Origin of the sequence: Corynebacterium sp. NML 120412 (assembly GCF_002285155.1) — a bacterium.
GTDB classification, from domain to species: domain Bacteria; phylum Actinomycetota; class Actinomycetes; order Mycobacteriales; family Mycobacteriaceae; genus Corynebacterium; species Corynebacterium gottingense.
Genome location: NZ_NSGL01000002.1, coordinates 83,037 through 102,051, shown reverse-complemented (window position 1 = coordinate 102,051; position 19,015 = coordinate 83,037). Strand labels below are relative to the sequence as shown.

The window sequence follows — 19,015 nt, the reverse complement described above, 5'->3', positions numbered from 1 at the left end:
GCCCTCCAAGCTACTAAGGTTTAGGGGGATGTACCAGCATGTTCCGCTCCATGAGCTCGCGCTTAGCCAAGGCCTTCCTGACGCACCCGCGTTGACAGAGCTGTCCACGGGCACGACGGTGACCTACCGCGAGCTCCGCACACTCGCTAACAACGTCTCGCGCGTACTGGCCCACGCCACAACATCACCCTCCCCCGTCATCGCGGTCCAACTCCCAAACTCGGTGGAGTTTGCGGCCGTGATCCTCGGCATCGCCCAGGCGGGTGCAGCGTCCAGTCTGATCGGCCCGCTACTTCGCAACCATGAAGCGAGACATCTCGCCGAGCTCGCCGGCGCAGACCCACAACTCGGCCTCATCCGGATGGAGCAGGCGCAAGCGCTGATACGCGGCACGACTCCCGCCGGTTGGCCACGCCGCGACGCTGCTAACCACACGCCCGCAGTCAGTGCTGCGAATGCACAAGAGCTCGCCTTCGTTCCGTACTCGTCGGGCACCACGGGGATGCAGAAGGCGGTGGGGTTGACGGGGGCGTCGGTAAGCGCAAACATGACCCAGTTTGCTGCAGCGATTGCACGAAGTGGGGTGGGTACTCACACCCCAACGATGTCGCCGCTGCCCTTCTCACACATCTATGGCTTGACCGCGCTGCTGCTCACCCCGCTCATGCTGGGGCATCACGTGCTCACGATGCAGCGCTTTGATCCGGAGCGCTTTGTGAGCGCGCACCGCGATTTCGCCGTGCAGCTCACATTCATCGCCCCGCCGCTCGCGCGCGTCCTCGAGACCGCCCCGGCCGATGCCTTCAACGCACTCGAACTGATCATCAGCGGCGCGGATCGACTCGACCCCACGGTGGCACGAACGGTGGAGTCGCGACTGGGCGCGAGCGTGATCCAGGGGTACGGAATGACCGAGACGTCGCCGGTCACCTTTGTTGGCGTGCGCGGCGAAACGCCTCCGGACTCGGTGGGGTTCCCGCTCCCCGATACCCGCTTCCGCATCGGTTCCGACGGTGAATTATCCGTCGCCGGGCCACAGCTCATGCGCGGCTACCTCGGGCAAGAGCCGATCGGTGAATGGTTTCAAACCGGGGACCTCGCGCGCGTGGGAACGCACGGCGAGCTCTACATCATCGGACGCGCCAAAGACACGATCAAATACAAGGGCTACCAGATCGCTCCGGCCGAGCTGGAGGCCACGCTGCTCGAGCATGAAGCAATTGTCGACGCCGCCGTCACCCCCTTTGTGCTCAATGGCACCGAGGTCCCCCGCGCCTTCGTCGTGCCCGCACCCTCACCGGCAGCCACGTCTGCCCGCCTCACAGCCGACGGTGTCATGCGGTTCGTGGCTGACCGGGTCGCGCCGTACAAGAAGGTGCGCGTCGTAGATTTTGTCGAAGAGATCCCCCGTAGCGCAGCCGGGAAAATCCTCCGCACCCAGCTGCGCGACCTGCCGCACGCAGACTAGCGCGCCGGGTCTTCTGCAGTGCCCAGGTGCTGGGTAACTAGGTACCCGGCGCGCATACGCTGCAGCATCTCCGAGCGCAGCTTGATGATGAAGAACCACACCACGCCGAACGTGATGCCGACGGCAGTGACGGACCAGTGGATGAAAAACCCGAAGATGAGCGGAATCTGGAGCGCCAGGTCCACCCACAGCATCACCGGCTTCTTCTGGAAGAACGCAACGACCACGTGCGCGAGGCCGATGACGGTGACGTAGACCCAGTTAAACGTGGTCCAGAGCTCCCCGTTCTCAACCTTGAGAATCACGGTGAGGATGAGGAAGATCGTGATCGCTTCCATCACGAGCGTGCCGGAAAGTACGCCGGTCAGGCCTGCCATCGGGTCTTTGACCGGGGCCTTGCCCGGGCCGAGGGGGCTCATATCCGGCTCGCGACGCGCGCCGCGGCGCGAGCGCCGGGTGTTGTTCTGGTCAGCCATGCCCTCATCGTATCGCTGAGAACGGTTGGGCCATAACTGGTGCGCGGTGGCGTCGACAAGCGCTTCGATCAACGCGCCTGGACGCAGTACTCAATTACTCGAGCGGCGACGTCGATTCTCGTCACCTCCGTGAGGGAGGCAAATTGGGCGTTCGAGTTCACCTCGCCGACAAGCGGGCTGGACGCATGGAGGAAATCGACCGAGCCAATATCCAGGCCGAGCGCGCCCATCGCTGTGCGTGCAGTGTCCACGAAGTCCGCGGGCGGATCCCACGGCACCGCGCGACCGCCACCGGTCACGTTGGCGCGGAAGTCACCTCCCTGGCCGAACCTTTGCATCGCAGCAACTGGGGTCTCACCAACCATGAAGATGCGGGCGTCGTGGCCGTGGGATTCAGCGATGTATTCCTCCACGATCACGGGCGCGGGATGAGCGGCGCGGAGGAACGCGACCAGCTCCGCGGGGGCGTGGATCAGCTCGACCCCCTGCCCCCACGAGCCGATTGCACGTTTCGCCACGACCGGGTAGCCCAACTGACGGTCCACGGCAGCCAGGAATTCGCTCTCCTCCCATTCCGCGGCCGATAAGTTCCGGTACGCCAGCGGCGCAGTCAACGTACACGGGTGCGCAATGCCGGCGTGAGAAAGCACCGCGTGCGTGTACGCCTTGTTATCGCACGCAGCGATCGCGGTCGCGGTGTTGATGGTGCGCACCCCCAGCGCTTCGAGCTGTGCGACGACGGCAACGTCTTTGTCCTGGATAAGCGCGACGCGCGGCAGCGGACCGGTGCCCATCGCGGCGACAACCTCATCGGTACTCACTCGCCGCAAATCAAGCCCGACCGCGCCGGCCGCACGCGCAAGAGCGCCGAACTGCCACTCAAACTTGTCCCAGTGCAGCCAGCGGTTGGTCACCAGCCAGGCAGCGTCGCAGCCCACCGCACTACGCCTCGGGCTCCTGCGCGTCCAGCGCAGTGAGGTAGGTGCGGGCATCACCGGCGGTGGCGATGGACCCGGTGACCAACACGCCCATGCCGTCTTCGCCAGACTCTTCGGCGACCTCGCGCGCCAGTTCCACCGCCGCCGGCAGATGCGCCTCGATCCGAACGCGGTCGTCACCGAACACGTCGTACGCCACCTCCGCCAGCTCGTCGACGTCCATCGCACGTGGGGATGAGTTCTGAGTAATCACTACCTCGCGCAGCTCGGGCTCCAGCGCTGTCAGCATCTGGCGTGCGTCTTTGTCCCCAAAAATCGACACCACGCCGATCAGACCCGTGTAGTTGAAGTCCCGCTCGAGTGCGGAGGCGAGGGTGCGGGCGCCGTGGGGGTTATGGGCGGCGTCGATAAGCACGACCGGGTCCTTACCAAACCGCTCAATCCGCCCCGGGACCGTCACCTGGTCAAATCCCGCGCGAACGGCGTCGGCATCAAGCGGGTGCTCGCGGGTCACGCCGAAGAACGCCTCCACCGCGGCGAGCGCAAGCGACGCATTCGCCGCCTGGTGGGCGCCCGCGAGTGGGAGGAAGATGCCGTCGTACTCTCCACCGAGTCCGCGCAGCGTGAGCTGTTGGCCGCCGACGGCAACCGTGGACTTCCCTACCGAGAACTCGCTGCCGCTCCGAGCAACGATTGCCTCTGTGTCCACCGCACGCTCGAGAATCGCGTGCATTGCGTCCGGCTCCTGCTCGGCGACCACCGCAATGTTTTCCGCCGGGCTCAACGCGCTCAACGCGTCCGCCTCGCGGGGCTTAATAATCCCGGCCTTCTGTGCCGCGATCGCGGCAATGGTCTGGCCAAGGAACGCTTGGTGGTCAAGCCCGATCGGGGTAATCACGGCGACATCGGCGTCCACCACATTCGTCGCGTCCCAGGTCCCGCCCATGCCGACCTCCAGGACGGCGACGTCGACGGGCGCGTCCGCAAACGCCACGAACGCCATGGCTACGAGCACCTCAAAGCGGCTCAGCGGGGTGGCAAACTGCGCGTCGACCATTTCCACGAAGGGCTCGAGCTCGTCAAAGATTTCCGCGAAGCGTTCCGGCGCGATCTCGGCGCCGTCGATGAGCATCGTCTCGGTCACCCGCGTGAGCTCAGGGCTGGTGAACAGCCCCACGCGGTGTCCCAGTGCGCGCAGCAACGACTCGGTCATCCGCGCGGTCGACGTCTTCCCGTTCGTGCCCGCGACCTGGATCACCTTCAGCGTGCGCTCGGGCGAACCGAGTAAATCCATCAATGCGGCAACGCGGTCAAGGCTCGGGTTCGGGTCGGCAGCACCGGCGCGAGCATCAAGCTTCTCGCTGACCCGCGTGAGTGCAGCGCTATCCCCGGAGTACTCAGGAACCCGACTGATCGGCTCGCCGTCGTCGCTCGCCAGCTGCCCAACGCGCATCCCCACCAGCCCAGCGAGGCGCGCAAGCTCGTCGTTCTCCGAGCCTTCCGGAGACCCGTCGGGCTCGACGCTGTCGGCGGCCCGAGTATCACCCAGATCCCGAGTACCACCCAGATTCAGCGTCATGCCACTGTCCGTCATGGAGATACGGCCGAACTCCGTGTCGCGCTCACGCACCGGCGTGAGCTCGTCACGTTCCTGCTCGTCGCCGTGGGTGGTGTTGTCGCTGTGGTCGTACTGCTCGCTCATGCGAGCCAGTCTACTTCTCCGGCAGCGTTTCCAGTCGCGCGGTCACGCGCTCGAATTCCTCTTGCGCAACCTTCTGCCGCACCTTGATCTTCTCCACGACCTGCTCCGGCGCGTTGGTCAGGAACTGCTCGTTGGACAGCTTCGCACCGGTGGTGTCCAGCTCCTTCTGCGCGGCGGCGAGCTCCTTCTCCAGGCGCTTGCGCTCGGCAGCCACGTCGACCGTGCCGGAGGTATCCAGCGCCACGTCGAGGTTGACCTGGCTCAGGCGCATCTCGATGCTTGCCGACGCTGCAAAGTCCTCACCCGGCACCTCTACTCGAGCGATCTGGCGCACCATGTCCTCCTGGCCAGCCAGATCCGCGGACGCGAAGTCCAAGCGCGCCGGCACCTTCTGTGACGGCTTCACGCCCTGGTCGGCGCGGAAACGGCGCAGCTCGGTGATGAGCTTGATGGAGTCCTCGACGCGACGGCGCGCGTCGAGGTCCGTCTCCACACCACCGTTGGTGTCGTCTGCGGTCGGCCACGCAGCCGTGGTTACGGTCTCCTCACCGGTCAGCGCAGTCCACAGGACCTCGGTAATAAACGGCATGGTCGGGTGCAGCAGGCGCAGGACCACGTCGAGGACACGGCCCAGCACGATCTGGGTGTTGCGGCCCCGTTCCTGTTCTTCCGCTGACACGTCAGCATCAGTACGCGGGATCTGGGTCTTGGCAATCTCGAGGTACCAGTCGCACAGCTCGTCCCAGGCGAAGTGGTAGAGCGCCTCGTTGGCCTTTGCAAACTGGTAGTCGTCCAGGTAGGCGTCGACGCGCTTGCGGAGTTCCTCGGCGCGGTCGAGGATCCAGCGGTCGGCGTCGGTAAGCGCTTGGCGCTGCGGCAGCTCGCCGACCCCGGCGCCGTTCATCAGCGCGAACTTCGTGGCGTTGTACAGCTTGGTAGCAAAATTGCGGGCGGCCACGGCGTGGTCGTCGCCGATGGGCAGGTCCACGCCCGGGTTCGCGCCGCGGGCCAGGGCAAAGCGCAGCGCATCCGCACCGAAGCGGCCGACCCAGTCCATCGGATCGATGCCGTTGCCCAGGGACTTCGACATCTTGCGGCCCTTTTCGTCGCGCACCAGGCCGTGCAGGTAGAGGTCCGTGAAGGGCACCTGCGGCCGGCCACCCTTGCCCTCGCCGAGGATTTCCGGGGTGAACTTACCGGCAAAGGTGCCAAACATCATCATGCGCGCCACCCAGAAGAACAGGATGTCGTACGCGGTGACGAGGACGGAGGTCGGGTAGAACTTGTCCAGCTCAGGCGTCTTCTCGGGCCAGCCCATCGTGGAGAACGGCCACAGCGCGGAGGAGAACCAGGTGTCCAACACGTCCGGGTCCTGCTCGTAGCCGGCGGGCGCTTCCTCGTCGGGGCCGACGCACACCACGTCGCGCTCGCCGTTTTCGTCTTCCGGCCCGTACCAGATCGGGATGCGGTGCCCCCACCACAGCTGGCGCGAGATGGTCCAGTCGTGCATGTTGTCTACCCAGTCGAAGTAGCGCTTCTCCATCGACTGCGGGTGGATCACCGTGTCGCCGTTGCGCACGGCGTCGCCGGACATCTTAGCCATCTCATCCACCTTGACAAACCACTGCAGCGACAGGCGTGGTTCGATCGGCTCGCCGGAGCGCTCCGAGTGGCCCACGGAGTGCACGTAGGGGCGAATCTCCTTGACAATGCGGCCCTGCTCCGCGAGCGCCTCGCGCACGGCGACGCGCGCTTCCTCGCGGCTCAAACCGTCGAAGCGGGTGCCAGTGTTGGCAATGCGGGCCTGCTCATCCATGATGATCGGCATGTCCAGGTTGTGGCGCAGGCCCATCTCGTAATCGTTCGGGTCGTGCGCCGGCGTGATCTTCACCGCGCCCGTGCCCAGCTCCATATCCACGTAGTCGTCGGCGATGACCTTGACCTTGAGGTCGTCGCGCAGCGGGTGGGCGAACTCCTCGCCGATGAGGTGCGCGTAACGCTCGTCGTCGGGGTGGACGGCGATCGCCACGTCGCCCAGCATGGTTTCGACACGGGTGGTGGCTACGACAAGGTGCGGCGCATCGTCGTCAAGCGAGCCGTACCGGATAGAGACGAACTCGCCCTCGACGTCCTTGTACACGACCTCAATGTCCGACACCGCGGTCTCGAGCACCGGCGACCAGTTCACCAGGCGGTAGTCGCGGTACACCATGCCCTGGTCGTACAGCTGCTTGAAGATGGTCTGCACCGCCTTGGACAGCCCATCATCCAGCGTAAAGCGCTCCCGCGACCAGTCGACCGAATCGCCGATCGCACGCATCTGCGTGGTGATCGTGCCGCCGTACTGTTGCTTCCACTCCCAGACGCGATCGATGAACTCTTCGCGGCCGTAGTCGTAGCGGTCCTTCCCTTCCTCAGCCTTGAGCTTCGCCTCCACCTTGGTCTGCGTAGCAATGCCGGCGTGGTCCATGCCGGGCAGCCACAGCACCTCGTAGCCTTGCATTCGCTTGCGGCGCACGAGGGAATCCATCAGCGTGTGGTCGAGCGCATGGCCCATGTGCAGCTGGCCGGTCACGTTCGGCGGCGGCAGCATGATGGAGTAGGCGGGCTTGTCGGATGCGGGGTCCGCCGTGAAGTAGCCCTTGTCCACCCACTTCTCGTACAGCGTGGACTCATGGTCCTGCGGTTCCCAGCTCTTGGGAAGGGTGTCCGCGCGGTTCTTGCCTACTAAATCATTCGTCGCTTCACTCACGGTTGCCCATCATAGCCCCCGCTCAGAACAGCGCGTCAGCCACTTCGGCTTCCTGCCTGAGCGCGTCCACGTTCGCCTGGATGCGCTCGCGCTGGAAGTCGCTCACCTCCAGCCCTGCGACGGGCTCCCACGTCCCGCCGGTCCCCACTGCCGGCACGCCGAAGACCAGGCCAGTGTCGACGCCGTATTCACTTGTCGACGCCTGCGCCACCGTCACCCAACGCCCATCGGTCCCCTGCACCCAGTCCCGCATGTGGTCCACGGCGGCGGACGCCGCCGACGCCGCGGAGGACTTCCCGCGCACCTCGATGATCTCGCCGCCGCGCTTGGCCACGCGCGGGATGAACTCGTCGACGTACCAGTCCCGGTCCACCTTGTTGGCCAGCGGCTCGCCGTTCACGGTGGCGTAGGTGATGTCTGGGAACTGCGTGTCGGCGTGGTTGCCCCACACCACCAACCGCTCGAGCGCGGTGGAGGGCACGTCGAGGTGCTGTGCCAGCATGGACAGCGCGCGGTTGTGGTCCAAGCGCATCATCGCATTGAAGCGATCGTCGGGAATGTCCGGGGCCGACTTCGAAGCGATGTAGGCGTTAGTGTTGGCGGGGTTGCCCACGACGAGGACGCGGACGTCCTGCGCTGCGGCGTCGTTCAGCGCCTTGCCCTGCTCGATGAAAATCTTGCCGTTGGCCGCGAGCATGTCGGCGCGAGACTCGCCCTTTCCGCGCGGCTTGGCACCGACCAGGAACGCCGCGTTCGCTCCCTCGAACGCCTTGGCTGCGTTGTCCGCGACAGTGATGGTGTTGACCAGCGGGAGTGCAGAATCGGCGAGTTCCATCGCGGTCCCCTCCGCGGCGCGCACGGCAGCCGGGATCTCCAGCAGCGTGAGGTTGACCGGCTGGTCCTTACCAAAGACGTCGCCGGAGGCGACACGCCAGAGCAGCGAGTACGCAATATTGCCTGCGGCTCCAGTAACCACAACGTTGACGGGCTGTACCGGGGATTTCGTCATCATGACTCCTTGGCTCGGATGTGTGCTCGATCGTTTACCCGACGAGTATAGAAACGCGACGCCGGTGGGTACTCGCGCATCTCCCCCCATTTGGGCACAACTTTGGCCAGCTTCTGTGGTTTTCGCTTCGAATGGGGACATCGGGGGCGCATGTGGTGCACGATGGAAACGTATGACCTTGGCGTTGACGCGCACCGACCCCTGCCCGCCCTGCATGACCCGAAGGAGACCCTGTGACGCAACAGCACAAGAGCAGTGACGCAGCTGACGCAGTTGACGCAATTGACGGGGCTGCCCAGACCTCAGATACGGGCGAAGCGCGGGCCGACTCCGGCGCCGCATCTTCCGACTCGCTGGACGCGGTCGTCGATACCGCGCTGCGAATGTTTGCCGCGGACGGGTTCCACGCCACGAAGCTGGAAGCGATTGCCAAGGAATCCGGTATGTCCAAGCGCAAGATCCACTACAACTTCGGGGACAAAAAAGGACTGTATACGCGGGCGACGCTGCGCGCCCTCGAGCGCCTCACCCCACCCGAGCACGTGTTGAATCGCTCCTACGCCGTACCCGTCGAGGGGATGCGCAAGTTCATCGACGCGCTCTACACGGCCGTCAAGCATAACCCCGATTCCGCAGGCATCCTGCTGCGCGAGGAGTTGGACCCGGTGCTTGACGGCACCACGTCGGCACTCACCCAGCGCACCGACACCGTCGCGCTGCACCTGGAACGCCTCCTGCTCATCGGTCAGGACTCGGGCGCGTTCCGCCCCGGAATCTCGGCCGATGACGTACTGGTGTTGCTCGTCTCGCTCAGCTTCTTCCCCACCGCTTTGGGCGACGTCGCGGAGGGGCTGCGCAACATAAACTTTCGCTCCGAGCGCAACAACACTGGCCTGCGCAGGATGGTCATCGACGCGGTCATCGCGTTCCTGACCACCAACATTTCCCCGTCCGGGTACGACAGCTACTTGGAGCCGACGCCTGCGGCGGACGCGGCGGACTTGCCCGAAGTCCACACCATCGCGGATGTGAGCGCCGATTACCTCGACGACCCGGAGACGCGCATTTACTAACGCGCGCCGCGGCCCGCGCGCAGGGCGCGCTTAGGCCGAGCGCTGCTCTTCGTCCGTCAGGTACTGCGGCTCGGCCTCGCCCCGCACCACGTCCGCGGAGATGACCACGCGGTTCACGCCCTCACGGTCGGGGAGGTCGTACATGATGGGCACCAACAGCTCCTCCATGATTCCGCGCAGTCCGCGAGCGCCGGTCTTGCGTTCCGCCGCCTTGTCTGCAATGAGCCCGAGCGCCTCGCCATCCAGCTCAAGCTCGGCACCGTCCATAGCGAACAGGCGCTGATACTGCTTCACCAGGGAGTTCTTCGGCTCCGTGAGCACACGCACCATGGCGTCGCGGTCCAGGTCCTCCACGCTGGCCAGCACCGGCAGACGGCCGATGAACTCGGGGATCAGTCCGAACTTCACCAGGTCGGCCGGCTGCACCTGGGAAAGCAGGTTGGCCTCGTCGCGCTCCGCCTTCGAGTCGATCTCTGCGCCGAAACCGATCCCCTTCTTGCCCACGCGCTCCGCGATGACCTTGTCCAGACCAGCGAAGGCGCCGGCCACGATGAACAGGATGTTCGTGGTATCAAGCTGGATGAATTCCTGATTCGGGTGCTTGCGCCCGCCCTGCGGCGGGACCGACGCGACCGTGCCCTCCAGGATCTTCAGCAGCGCCTGCTGCACGCCCTCGCCGGAGACGTCACGCGTGATCGACGGGTTCTCCGACTTGCGCGAGATCTTGTCCACCTCGTCGACGTAGATGATCCCGGTCTGCGCGCGGTTGACGTCAAAGTCCGCCGCCTGCAGCAGCTTCAGCAGGATGTTCTCCACGTCCTCGCCCACGTACCCGGCTTCGGTCAGGCTTGTCGCGTCCGCGATTGCAAACGGGACGTTGAGCATTCGGGCCAGCGTTTGCGCAAGGTACGTCTTACCGGAGCCGGTCGGGCCGAGCAGAAGAATGTTGGATTTGGAGATCTCCACGTCCTCCTCGCGGCGGCGCCCCGTCGATGCAAGCGACTCTGCCTTGATGCGCTTGTAGTGGTTGTACACCGCGACGGCGAGCGTCCGCTTCGCCTGATCCTGCCCAATGACGTACTGGTCCAAAAACGCCGTGATTTCGGACGGCCGCGGGAGCCGCTCCGGGTCACCAGCCTGCCCCTGCTGCGAGCTCGCGAGCTCTTCTTCGATGATCTCGTTGCAGAGTTCAATGCACTCATCGCAGATGTACACACCGCCACCTGCGATGAGCTTGCGGACCTGCTTCTGGCTCTTTCCGCAAAACGAGCACTTGAGCAGATCCGATCCGTCGTGTGTTGCTGCCATGTGCGCTATTTACTCCCGTTCGTGCAATCGCCGTGCGGTCTTTCCGTGCAATATACGTGCCCCCGCCACGGACTGACCAAAAGGTTAGATTTCAAGTGTAGTTCCTCCGTCAAACCAACGGACGCACGCCCACGCTGGTTCCCGTTTTGCGCAACAATGGTTGCCGGACCTGCATTTCAGCGGAAAGGACGCAGACAATGACTCACCTTCACGTCACCGAACATGGGGATCCGACTCGCCCGACGGTGGTGCTGCTCAGCTCCATCGCCACGACACACGAGGCCTGGTCCAAACAGATCCCCGTCTTGGAGGGCGCCTTCCGTGTCGTCACCGTTGATCACCGCGGTCACGGCAAGTCCGACAAGGCTCGGGTTGCGCCCGGGGCATCGCTTATCGACGACCTCGCGTCCGACATCCTCCACGCCCTCGACGAGGCGGGCGTGGACCGCTTCAGCATCGTCGGACTTTCGCTCGGCGGGGCGCTGGCGCAGTACATCGCCGCCACCAGCGGCCGCGTGGACAAGGCTGTGTTCGCCTGCACCGCCACCTACCTTGGCGGGCAGGACAAGTGGTCCGAGCGCACCGCCCTCACCCGCGAGCAGGGCACAGCGGCGCTGGCCGACGGGATGATGGGCAACTGGTTCACCGACGGGTTCCGGAAATCGCACCCGGACGAGGTGCAGCGTATCCATGACATGGTGTCCGGCATCGACGGTGAAGGCTACGCACAAAACGGCGACGCCCTGGCCAAGTGGGACTTCGCCGACCGCCTGGGCGAGATCACCTGCCCGGTGCTGACGATCGCCGGAGCACAGGACCCGTCAACGCCTCCCGCAGAGTTGGAGAAGATCGCGCGCGGCGTCGCGGGGCCGGTGAAGTCGGTGGTGATCGACCCTGGTTCGCACCAGGTTGGCATCGAGCGCCCCGAGGAATTCAACCGGGCCTTGACCGCGTTTCTCTAGGCCGCATCGGCTACGCTAGTAGCGTTCATCGTCGCCGGAAAGGATCTGCTCGTGAAACGCACCCGTACCCAGTCTGTTCTCGCAGCGCTCGTTGCTGCAACGGTATTGGCGGGTTGCTCGTCTTCCGAGGGCGACGAAGCTCGCCTGGCGGAGCCGGTGATCGACTTCCCTGCGACGAGCACGACGGCGTCGCCGACGACGTCGAAGTCCACATCTACCTCTACATCGAAGAGCGCGAGTGCGGACGAGGACGACGAGGAGGAAACGACGAAGTCGTCGTCGACGAGCTCGTCGAAGACCTCTGAAAAGTCCAGCTCGGAAAAGAAGACCTCGACGAAGAAGACCTCCGAGAAGTCCACGAGCACGCGCAAGACCAGCACCCGCCGAGCTGCAAAGGACGAGGTGGAAGAGCAGGTGATTACGGAGACGGTGCCGGTGGATGACGGCTCGAATGGGTGCGCGTGGCCGGCGCAGGGCGAGGGCAGCGGCAACCAGGAGTACAGCACGTTCTGCGACGGTACCTGGGCGCGCACCATCACTCCTGAAAACGATCAGGAGTACTTCTGGACTTCCGAGGGCGGCACCTGGACCAGCGTGGACCCGACTGGGTCGAACGAGAACGGCGTGTGCTGGGCCCGCGAGCCGTTTGCGCAAGCGCCTGAGGCCGTGAAGAACGCTGTGCCGTTCTGCGCGTAAAACAGGATAGTCCGCGCGCAAACAACGCCACCCGGTTCACTGCCGGGTGGCGTTGTTGTGTGCAGCGCGGGAAGCACCCGCGCGAAGCGTTAGGCGTTGAGCTTGCGGTAGTCAAAGACCTGGTCGATGATCCCGTACTCCACCGATTCCTGGGCGGTGAGGATCTTGTCGCGGTCGGTGTCCTCGCGGACCTGCTCCGCGGTGCGGCCCGTGTGACGGGCCAGCGTGTCCTCCATGAGGCGGCGCATGCGCTCGATCTCGTTGGCCTGGATCTCCAGGTCAGAGACCTGCCCCTGAGTGCCCTGGGTGGCCGGCTGGTGGATGAGCACGCGGGAGTTAGGCAGCGCAGCGCGCTTGCCCGGGGCGCCGGCCGCGAGGATCACGGCAGCTGCGGACGCGGCCTGACCGAGGCAGACGGTCTGCACATCGGGGCGGACGTACTGCATCGTGTCGTAAATCGCCATCAGTGCGGTGAACGAGCCGCCCGGCGAGTTGATGTACATGGTGATGTCGCGGTCCGGGTCCTGCGACTCGAGGACCAGCAGCTGCGCCATGATGTCGTTGGCGGAGGTGTCATCCACCTGGGTGCCCAGGAAGACGATGCGCTCTTCAAAGAGCTTGCCGTACGGGTCGATCTGCTTGGTACCAAAGGAGGTTTCCTCCAGGAACTGCGGCAGGACGTAGCGGGAGTTCGGCATCTGGAAAGTCATAAGTTCAGTCCTTTGCGTTGAGGGTGTTCCGGGTTAGTTACCAACTGGGCCGTCGGTCTGCGCAACGTTCTCAATGACGTGGTCGACGATGCCGTACTCCAACGCCTGCTGGGCGGTGAACCAGCGGTCACGGTCCGAGTCCTTGGTGATCTGCTCGAAGGTCTGGCCGGTGTGCTCGGCGATGAGCTCAGCCATCTCACGTTTGGTCTGCGCGAACTGCTCCGCCTGGATCGCGATGTCCGCCGCGGTGCCGCCGACGCCCGCGGACGGCTGGTGCATCATGATGCGCGCGTGCGGCAGCGCGTAGCGCTTGCCCTTCGTCCCGCCGGAGAGCAGGAACTGGCCCATCGACGCGGCGAGGCCCATGCCGTACGTAGCCACGTCGCACGGCGCGTACTTCATCGTGTCATAGATCGCCATGCCGGCCGTCACGGAGCCGCCGGGAGAGTTAATGTACAGCGAAATGTCGCGCGTGGGGTCCTCCGCGGACAGCAGCAGGATCTGCGCGCAAAGCTTGTTCGCAATCTCATCATCAACCTGCTGGCCGAGGAAGATGATGCGCTCACGCAGCAGGCGCTCGTAGACGGAGTCTCCGAGATTCATGCCGTTAGCTGGGGATGTCATATGACGCTCCTTTAATCCTTCGTTTCCGTTGAGTCAATGCCCCTACCCTACTCGGGGCCGCGCGCAATGTGGACCCTGTTCGCTACCGGCGTACGCGCCCTCCGATTCGCGCCGCCCGCGCACGAAAAAAGCCACCGCCCGCGCGTGGGGCAGTGGCTTCACTGGGCAGGGGCAGCGTATCGACGCCCCCGTGACCGCTTACTTCTCTTCGGTCGCCTCAGCGGACTCGTTGGACTCTGCAGCCTCGTCCTCATCTTCGATCTCGCCGAAGTACTCGTTCGGGTCAATGGTGTTGCCGTCCTCGTCGGTGACGGAGGTGCGGCAGATGGCTGCGGCGAGGGCCTTGCCGCGACGCACGTCTGCGAACAGGTTGCCAATCTGGCCGGACTGCTGCAGCTGGGCCACGAACTGGTTCGGGTCCATGCCGTAGGACTGCGCGGTGAACAGGATGTGGTCGGTGAGCTCTTCCTGGGAGACCTCCGGCTTCTCCTCCTCAGCGACGGCGTCGAGGAACAGCTGGGTGCGCACAGACTCCTCTGCCTGCTCGCGGGTCTGCTTGTCAAACTCCTCGCGAGTGGTGCCCTGTGCCTCGAGCAGCTGAGCCAGCGCGTTCTCGTCGTGCGCCATCTGGCCGAGCAGCTGGTGCAGCTGGTTGTGCGCCTGCTCCTCAACGACGGAGTCCGGCAGCTCGAAGGTGGACTCGGAGAGCGCGGCCTTGAGGACCTCGTCGCGGATGTCCGCAGCCTGCTTCGTCTTGGTGTCCTCTTCCAGCTGGGACTTGGTAGCCTCGCGCAGCTCGTCGACGGTGTCGTATGCGGAAGCTTCCTGCACGAAATCGTCGTCAAGCTCGGGGAGCTTGCGCTCCTTGGACTGCTGGACGTGGACCTTGAAGGTGGCCTCCTCACCCTTGTGCTCGCCCTGCTCGATAGTGGCGGTGAACTCGGCGTCCTCGCCGGTCTTCATGCCGCGCAGCGCGGTGTCCAGGCCCTTGACCAGGTCGTCGCTGCCGATCTGGTAGGTCAGGCCTTCGGAGGAAGCGTCCTCGAGCTTCTCGCCGTTGACGGTTGCCTCGAGGTCGATGATGGCAAAGTCATCGGTCTTCATCTTGCGCTTGGTGTCCTTGAGCTCGCCAAAGCGGGAGCGCAAGTTGTCCAGCTCTGCATCGACGGCCTCGTCGTCGACCTTGATAGCCGGGACGGTCACAGCGATCTTAGAGAAGTCCGGCACGGTGATCTCCGGGCGAACGTCGACCTCAGCGGTGAACTCGACGACGTCGTTGTCCTCGATCTTGGTGATCTCCAGCTCCGGCTGGGCCAGCGGGGTCAGCTCGTTCTCCGCGATGGCCTGCTCGTAGCGCTGCGGCACCATGTCGTTGACAACCTGCTCGAGGATGGGGCCGCGGCCAAAGCGCGCGTCGATAAGCTGGCGCGGAGCCTTGCCACGACGGAAGCCCGGAATGTTGACCTGCTGTGCAATGGACTTGTAAGCCTGGTCAATTTCCTTACCGAGCTCGTCGAAGGGGACGCTCACGTTCAGCTTGACGCGAGTCTCACTGAGCTTATCGACGGAAGTCTTCACGAAGTAACTCCTGTACTAGTTGATTGAAAAAGATTCGTATGTGCAGCAAGCCCGCTCACGAGGAGCGGGCTTGCTCTTGTCGGGGCGACAGGATTTGAACCTGCGACCCCCTGCTCCCAAAGCAGGTGCGCTACCAAGCTGCGCCACGCCCCGCAATTTTTACGGCATGAGCTGCGGTAAAGCAGGATGGTGGGGCACCCTACCAACTCACGCCAAGCAATTGTAGCGTGCAGCGTACGCGATATGGAATTAAGGCCCCGTTAAACCGGGTGCGGTGGCGTCGACAAGCAATTATTATGGCAAAACAAAAAGGAGACAGCCATGAAACGCACTGTCGCGCTCGTTGCACTACTCCCCCTCGCTGCGTGCGCACCCAGTCAGGATCTGCAAGAGCACCTGCTTCATGACGCCCCATTCACCCTCGCAGACGTCGCCCGCGAGTCGACCGGCAAAACCGTCGATCGGGCGTACGCGTGGTGCCCCTACCACGACGCGTCGCAGGCCGCGGCGCTCGGCTTTGACAAGCAAGACTTCTTTAGCATCAACCGCAACCCGAGCGCATGGGAAACTCGCACCGGCATCGGACTCATCTTTACGGACGGAAGCACTTCCGTCGAATGGTTCGAGCCGGAAGAGATCAACGCCTGCGGAAACGGAATTGAGTCTGGGACCGAGCTCGACCCGGGCGCAGAGCTTCGCACACACGTGGAAAAGGTGGAATACTCCGGATCATCTTCCGGGGTGAACCAACGCGAGGTGAGGGTGCTCGAGCGTTGATGGGCGACGCCCCGCACGACCGGTTTCACCGGGAGAAAGTGGAGGGAATGACGGGAATCGAACCCGCGTCTTCAGCTTGGAAGGCTGAGGTATTAGCCACTATACGACATTCCCAGAACGCGAAATCGCTGTGGAAAGTGTAGCGCAGGGCCTCAGCGAAACCAAACCCGCGCCGCATACGCTGCTGCGCGATCATCCCGGCGCACATACTCTCGGTGGTGACAAACCTCGACCTCCCCAAGGATGTGACGTTCGTGTTGTGGCCGTTTGTTTTCTTGATCGTCGGCATCGCACTGTGCGCCTTCATCATGAACCGCAGTGGCAACGACCCGCGCGAGCGCGTGCTTTTCGACGCCGCAGTGTCCGATGCAAAACGCTGGACGGACCACCTCGGCACGCAGTTGTCGGGGCTCACGGGCAAGGACGAGGCGTCCCGGCAGGCGCTGGCGGACGCAAACGAGCGGCACGACGCGGCGCAAAGTGCACTCGCGTACGCCCAAGCACCTGACGAGGTGCGCGCCGCCCGCAACGCGGCGCTGGAGGGCATGCACTACCTCAACGCCGCACGCGAGATCATGGGCATGGCGACGGAGTCGCCCCTCCCGAAGCTCCGGGGCCAACTCGAGGCGGGGAGAGTGGGCGAAGAACGGATGATCCGGCAGGAGGACGGGCCGACGCTACTGGCGTCGCCCATGCCGTCGGTAAGCACTCCGCACTTCTACCCCGGCGGCGCGGTCGCGGGTCGCCCGGTGCCGGCCGGCTGGTACTCCGATCCGTGGTGGAAGCAGGCGCTCGTCGCGGGCACGTGGGCCGCGGGTGCTGCGGCACTCTCCTCCTCCGTGTACGCGGAGGCCGAGGAAGATCCCCGCAAGAAGATGGAGTCCGCATCTGGCAGCGGAGGCAGCGGAGGTGGCAGTGGCGACTGGTCGAGCACCCCATCCTCCGGCAACGCCACCTTTGACAACGAAAGCAGGGGCGGCAGGTTCGACGTCGACGACAACCGGGGGCGCGGCGACGACGGAAGTGACGGTGACAGTGGCGGGGACGGCTGGTTTGGCGGCTTCTTCGGCGGGGACGGCGGTGACGGGGGCGGCGACGGCGGGGGCGGGGACTAACACGCAGATAGCCAAAGCTCTGCCCGACCAGTGGGCTGTGTGCGATAAACTGCTTGACGTTCAACCGCCCTATATATAAGGAGCCGCAGTGCGCATTGCAGTGTTGCTGAAAGAAGTCCCGGACACCTACAGCGACCGCGACATGAACCTGGAGACCGGTCTCACCGACCGCTCGGGGGACGTCGCCGCCGACGAGGTTGGCGAGCGCGCGGTGGAGGCCGCGCTGCGCGTTGCGGAGAAGCTGGGGAAAGACGACGTTCAGGTCGAGGTCCTTTCGGTCGGTCCCGCACAGGCGGCGGAGTCCGTGCGCCGGGGGATCGCGATGGGCGCGCAGGAAGCGACGATGGTGACGGATGACCGCCTCGTCGGCGCAGACACGACGATGACGGCGACGGTGCTGGCAAAGCTGATCGAGCGCGGCGACTACGACCTCGTCGTTGCGGGCACGATGAGCTCAGACGGCGGCTCGGGCGTGATCGCCCCGATGCTGGGCGAGCTGCTGAACTGGCCCGCGCTGACCAATCTCACCTCGCTCGATGTGGACGGTGACACCGTCACCGCGACGCAGGCGGGCGATCACGCGACGTCGACGCTGCGCGCGCAGCTGCCCGCAGTTGTCGCGGTTTCCGACGAGTTCGCGGACGCGCGCTTCCCCAACTTCAAGGGCCTCATGGCGGCGAAGAAGAAGGAGCTCACCACGCTCACGCTCGATGACCTTGGGGTTGACGCCGAGGATTACACTCCGGCCCGCGCCATCATGGTGAGCATTGACCGCCGCCCGCCGCGCGAGCAGGGTGAAATCATCGACGCGTCGAGCTCGTCCGCCGCCAAGCTGGTCGATTTCCTCGAGTCTCAGAACCTTATCTAGTTAGGAGCCCACCATGACCACCACAGATCCGGTTCTCGTCGTCTTGCCCGACACGCTCGACGGCCAGCCCGACCCCGCAGCCGCAGAGCTCATCGGCGCCGCCAGCACGCTCGGCGACCCGGTTGTCCTCGCCCGCAGCGCCGACCACGCGGAGGCCCTCGGTGGGCTCGGGGCGACCAAGGTCGCGACCTCGGAGCTTTCGCTTATCGACGCCACCGTGGCCGCCATCGACACCTTCAACCCCCAGGCCATTCTCACCGCCCACGACGTGCGCGGCCGCGACCTGGCCGCCCGTGTGGCCATCCGCGCCGGACGCGCGCTGCTCACCGACGCTACGAACGTTCGGCGCGACGACCAGGGCATCGTCACCGACCACTCCAACTACGGCGGCGCGTTCACCGCCGTCGCTGCCGCCACCCACTCCGCGCCGGTGGTCACGCTGCGTCTGGGCAGCGTCGACACGCGCGCGGCAGCCACGAACGCGGAGGTCATCGAGGTGACCGGCGACGCACGCGAGCGCCGCGTCGCCGAGGTCGTCGAATCGGCCCCGGTGGAGCGCACCTCCTCCCGCCCGGAGCTGACCACGGCGGACAAGGTCGTCGCCGGCGGCGTCTCGCTCGGCGATGCCGACATGTTCGAGGAGCTCGTCGGCGGCCTCGCGGACGCCCTGGGCGCCGCCGTCGGCGCGACCCGCTCCGCGGTGGACGAGGACCAAGTCCCCTACGAGGCGCAGATCGGTCAGACCGGTGTGCTGGTGTCCCCGAAGCTGTACATCGGCGTGGGCATCTCCGGCGCCGTGCAGCACCTGGTGGGCATGCAGACCTCCGGCACCATCGTTGCCATCAACAATGACGAGGACGCCCCCATCTTTGAGATCGCCGACTTTGGCATCATCGGCGACCTCTTCGATGTGGTGCCCGAGATCATCTCCGAGATCGAGTCCAGGAAGTAGGCGCTCT

General features: G+C 64.9%; 17 protein-coding genes and 2 tRNA genes. 8 read left to right on the top strand and 11 right to left on the bottom strand.

Features of this window, described 5'->3' with window-relative positions:
- The first annotated feature begins 28 nt into the window (after window positions 1–28).
- Entirely contained in the window at window positions 29–1,468 is a 1,440-nt protein-coding gene (locus CKJ84_RS07500; RefSeq protein WP_158221681.1) for a class I adenylate-forming enzyme family protein, read from the top strand.
- Here the strand turns inward: CKJ84_RS07500 and CKJ84_RS07495 are convergent.
- From CKJ84_RS07495 to CKJ84_RS07475, 5 genes are all read right to left on the bottom strand, one after another.
- Window positions 1,465–1,944, bottom strand: a complete 480-nt coding sequence (locus CKJ84_RS07495; RefSeq protein ID WP_095535399.1) for a DUF4233 domain-containing protein — start codon at window positions 1,942–1,944, stop codon at window positions 1,465–1,467. The two genes, CKJ84_RS07500 and CKJ84_RS07495, sit on opposite strands and share 4 nt — an antisense overlap.
- Window positions 1,945–2,012: 68 nt before the next feature.
- Window positions 2,013–2,882: a RimK family alpha-L-glutamate ligase gene (locus tag CKJ84_RS07490; RefSeq protein WP_158221680.1), complete on the bottom strand. Its 870-nt coding sequence runs from the start codon at window positions 2,880–2,882 to the stop codon at window positions 2,013–2,015.
- Between the two features lie 4 nt (window positions 2,883–2,886).
- Window positions 2,887–4,584, bottom strand: a complete 1,698-nt coding sequence (locus CKJ84_RS07485) for a folylpolyglutamate synthase/dihydrofolate synthase family protein (RefSeq protein WP_233125581.1) — start codon at window positions 4,582–4,584, stop codon at window positions 2,887–2,889.
- Window positions 4,585–4,594: 10 nt separating this feature from the next.
- Window positions 4,595–7,336 carry a valine--tRNA ligase gene (locus CKJ84_RS07480; RefSeq protein WP_095546493.1) on the bottom strand — a complete coding sequence of 914 codons (2,742 nt, stop codon included), beginning with the start codon at window positions 7,334–7,336 and terminating at the stop codon, window positions 4,595–4,597.
- A 22-nt stretch (window positions 7,337–7,358) separates the two neighbouring features.
- Window positions 7,359–8,348 (bottom strand): malate dehydrogenase, encoded by a 990-nt coding sequence (locus CKJ84_RS07475; RefSeq protein WP_369801174.1) that lies wholly within the window; start codon window positions 8,346–8,348, stop codon window positions 7,359–7,361.
- A 230-nt stretch (window positions 8,349–8,578) separates the two neighbouring features.
- Between CKJ84_RS07475 and CKJ84_RS07470 the strand changes: the two genes are divergently transcribed.
- On the top strand, window positions 8,579–9,418 hold the full coding sequence (locus CKJ84_RS07470; RefSeq protein WP_095546492.1) for a TetR/AcrR family transcriptional regulator: 840 nt from the start codon (window positions 8,579–8,581) through the stop codon (window positions 9,416–9,418).
- A gap of 30 nt (window positions 9,419–9,448) precedes the next feature.
- On the opposite strand, the gene clpX is transcribed toward CKJ84_RS07470, so the two are convergent.
- Complete coding sequence (gene clpX / locus CKJ84_RS07465; RefSeq protein WP_095275437.1) at window positions 9,449–10,726, bottom strand: ATP-dependent Clp protease ATP-binding subunit ClpX; 1,278 nt, start codon at window positions 10,724–10,726, stop codon at window positions 9,449–9,451.
- 197 nt (window positions 10,727–10,923) lie between these two features.
- Between clpX and CKJ84_RS07460 the strand changes: the two genes are divergently transcribed.
- A complete protein-coding gene (locus CKJ84_RS07460; RefSeq protein WP_095546491.1) occupies window positions 10,924–11,688 on the top strand; it encodes an alpha/beta fold hydrolase in 765 nt (254 codons plus the stop codon).
- Window positions 11,689–11,739: 51 nt separating this feature from the next.
- Window positions 11,740–12,384 (top strand): hypothetical protein, encoded by a 645-nt coding sequence (locus CKJ84_RS12060; RefSeq protein WP_143340335.1) that lies wholly within the window; start codon window positions 11,740–11,742, stop codon window positions 12,382–12,384.
- Between the two features lie 89 nt (window positions 12,385–12,473).
- On the opposite strand, the gene CKJ84_RS07445 is transcribed toward CKJ84_RS12060, so the two are convergent.
- The 4 genes from CKJ84_RS07445 to CKJ84_RS07430 all read right to left on the bottom strand — a co-directional run bounded on the left by CKJ84_RS07445 (window position 12,474) and on the right by CKJ84_RS07430 (window position 15,449).
- On the bottom strand, window positions 12,474–13,094 hold the full coding sequence (locus CKJ84_RS07445) for an ATP-dependent Clp protease proteolytic subunit (protein ID WP_095275433.1): 621 nt from the start codon (window positions 13,092–13,094) through the stop codon (window positions 12,474–12,476).
- Window positions 13,095–13,127: 33 nt separating this feature from the next.
- Entirely contained in the window at window positions 13,128–13,718 is a 591-nt protein-coding gene (locus CKJ84_RS07440) for an ATP-dependent Clp protease proteolytic subunit (RefSeq protein WP_095275432.1), read from the bottom strand.
- Window positions 13,719–13,916: 198 nt separating this feature from the next.
- The gene (gene tig / locus CKJ84_RS07435) at window positions 13,917–15,296 is read right to left on the bottom strand and encodes a trigger factor (RefSeq protein ID WP_095546489.1); all 1,380 of its coding nucleotides are present in this window, start codon (window positions 15,294–15,296) and stop codon (window positions 13,917–13,919) included.
- A 79-nt stretch (window positions 15,297–15,375) separates the two neighbouring features.
- A tRNA-Pro gene (locus tag CKJ84_RS07430) sits at window positions 15,376–15,449 on the bottom strand.
- Window positions 15,450–15,617: 168 nt separating this feature from the next.
- Between CKJ84_RS07430 and CKJ84_RS07425 the strand changes: the two genes are divergently transcribed.
- A complete protein-coding gene (locus tag CKJ84_RS07425) occupies window positions 15,618–16,073 on the top strand; it encodes a hypothetical protein (RefSeq protein WP_095546488.1) in 456 nt (151 codons plus the stop codon).
- Window positions 16,074–16,112: 39 nt separating this feature from the next.
- Here the strand turns inward: CKJ84_RS07425 and CKJ84_RS07420 are convergent.
- Window positions 16,113–16,187 (bottom strand) — tRNA-Gly (locus CKJ84_RS07420).
- 104 nt (window positions 16,188–16,291) lie between these two features.
- Here CKJ84_RS07420 and CKJ84_RS07415 point away from each other — a divergent pair.
- The 3 genes from CKJ84_RS07415 to CKJ84_RS07405 all read left to right on the top strand — a co-directional run bounded on the left by CKJ84_RS07415 (window position 16,292) and on the right by CKJ84_RS07405 (window position 19,008).
- Window positions 16,292–17,188 carry a DUF1542 domain-containing protein gene (locus CKJ84_RS07415; RefSeq protein ID WP_233125579.1) on the top strand — a complete coding sequence of 299 codons (897 nt, stop codon included), beginning with the start codon at window positions 16,292–16,294 and terminating at the stop codon, window positions 17,186–17,188.
- Between the two features lie 88 nt (window positions 17,189–17,276).
- On the top strand, window positions 17,277–18,056 hold the full coding sequence (locus CKJ84_RS07410) for an electron transfer flavoprotein subunit beta/FixA family protein (RefSeq protein WP_095546487.1): 780 nt from the start codon (window positions 17,277–17,279) through the stop codon (window positions 18,054–18,056).
- Window positions 18,057–18,069: 13 nt separating this feature from the next.
- On the top strand, window positions 18,070–19,008 hold the full coding sequence (locus CKJ84_RS07405; RefSeq protein ID WP_095546486.1) for an electron transfer flavoprotein subunit alpha/FixB family protein: 939 nt from the start codon (window positions 18,070–18,072) through the stop codon (window positions 19,006–19,008).
- The last annotated feature ends 7 nt before the right edge of the window (window positions 19,009–19,015 follow it).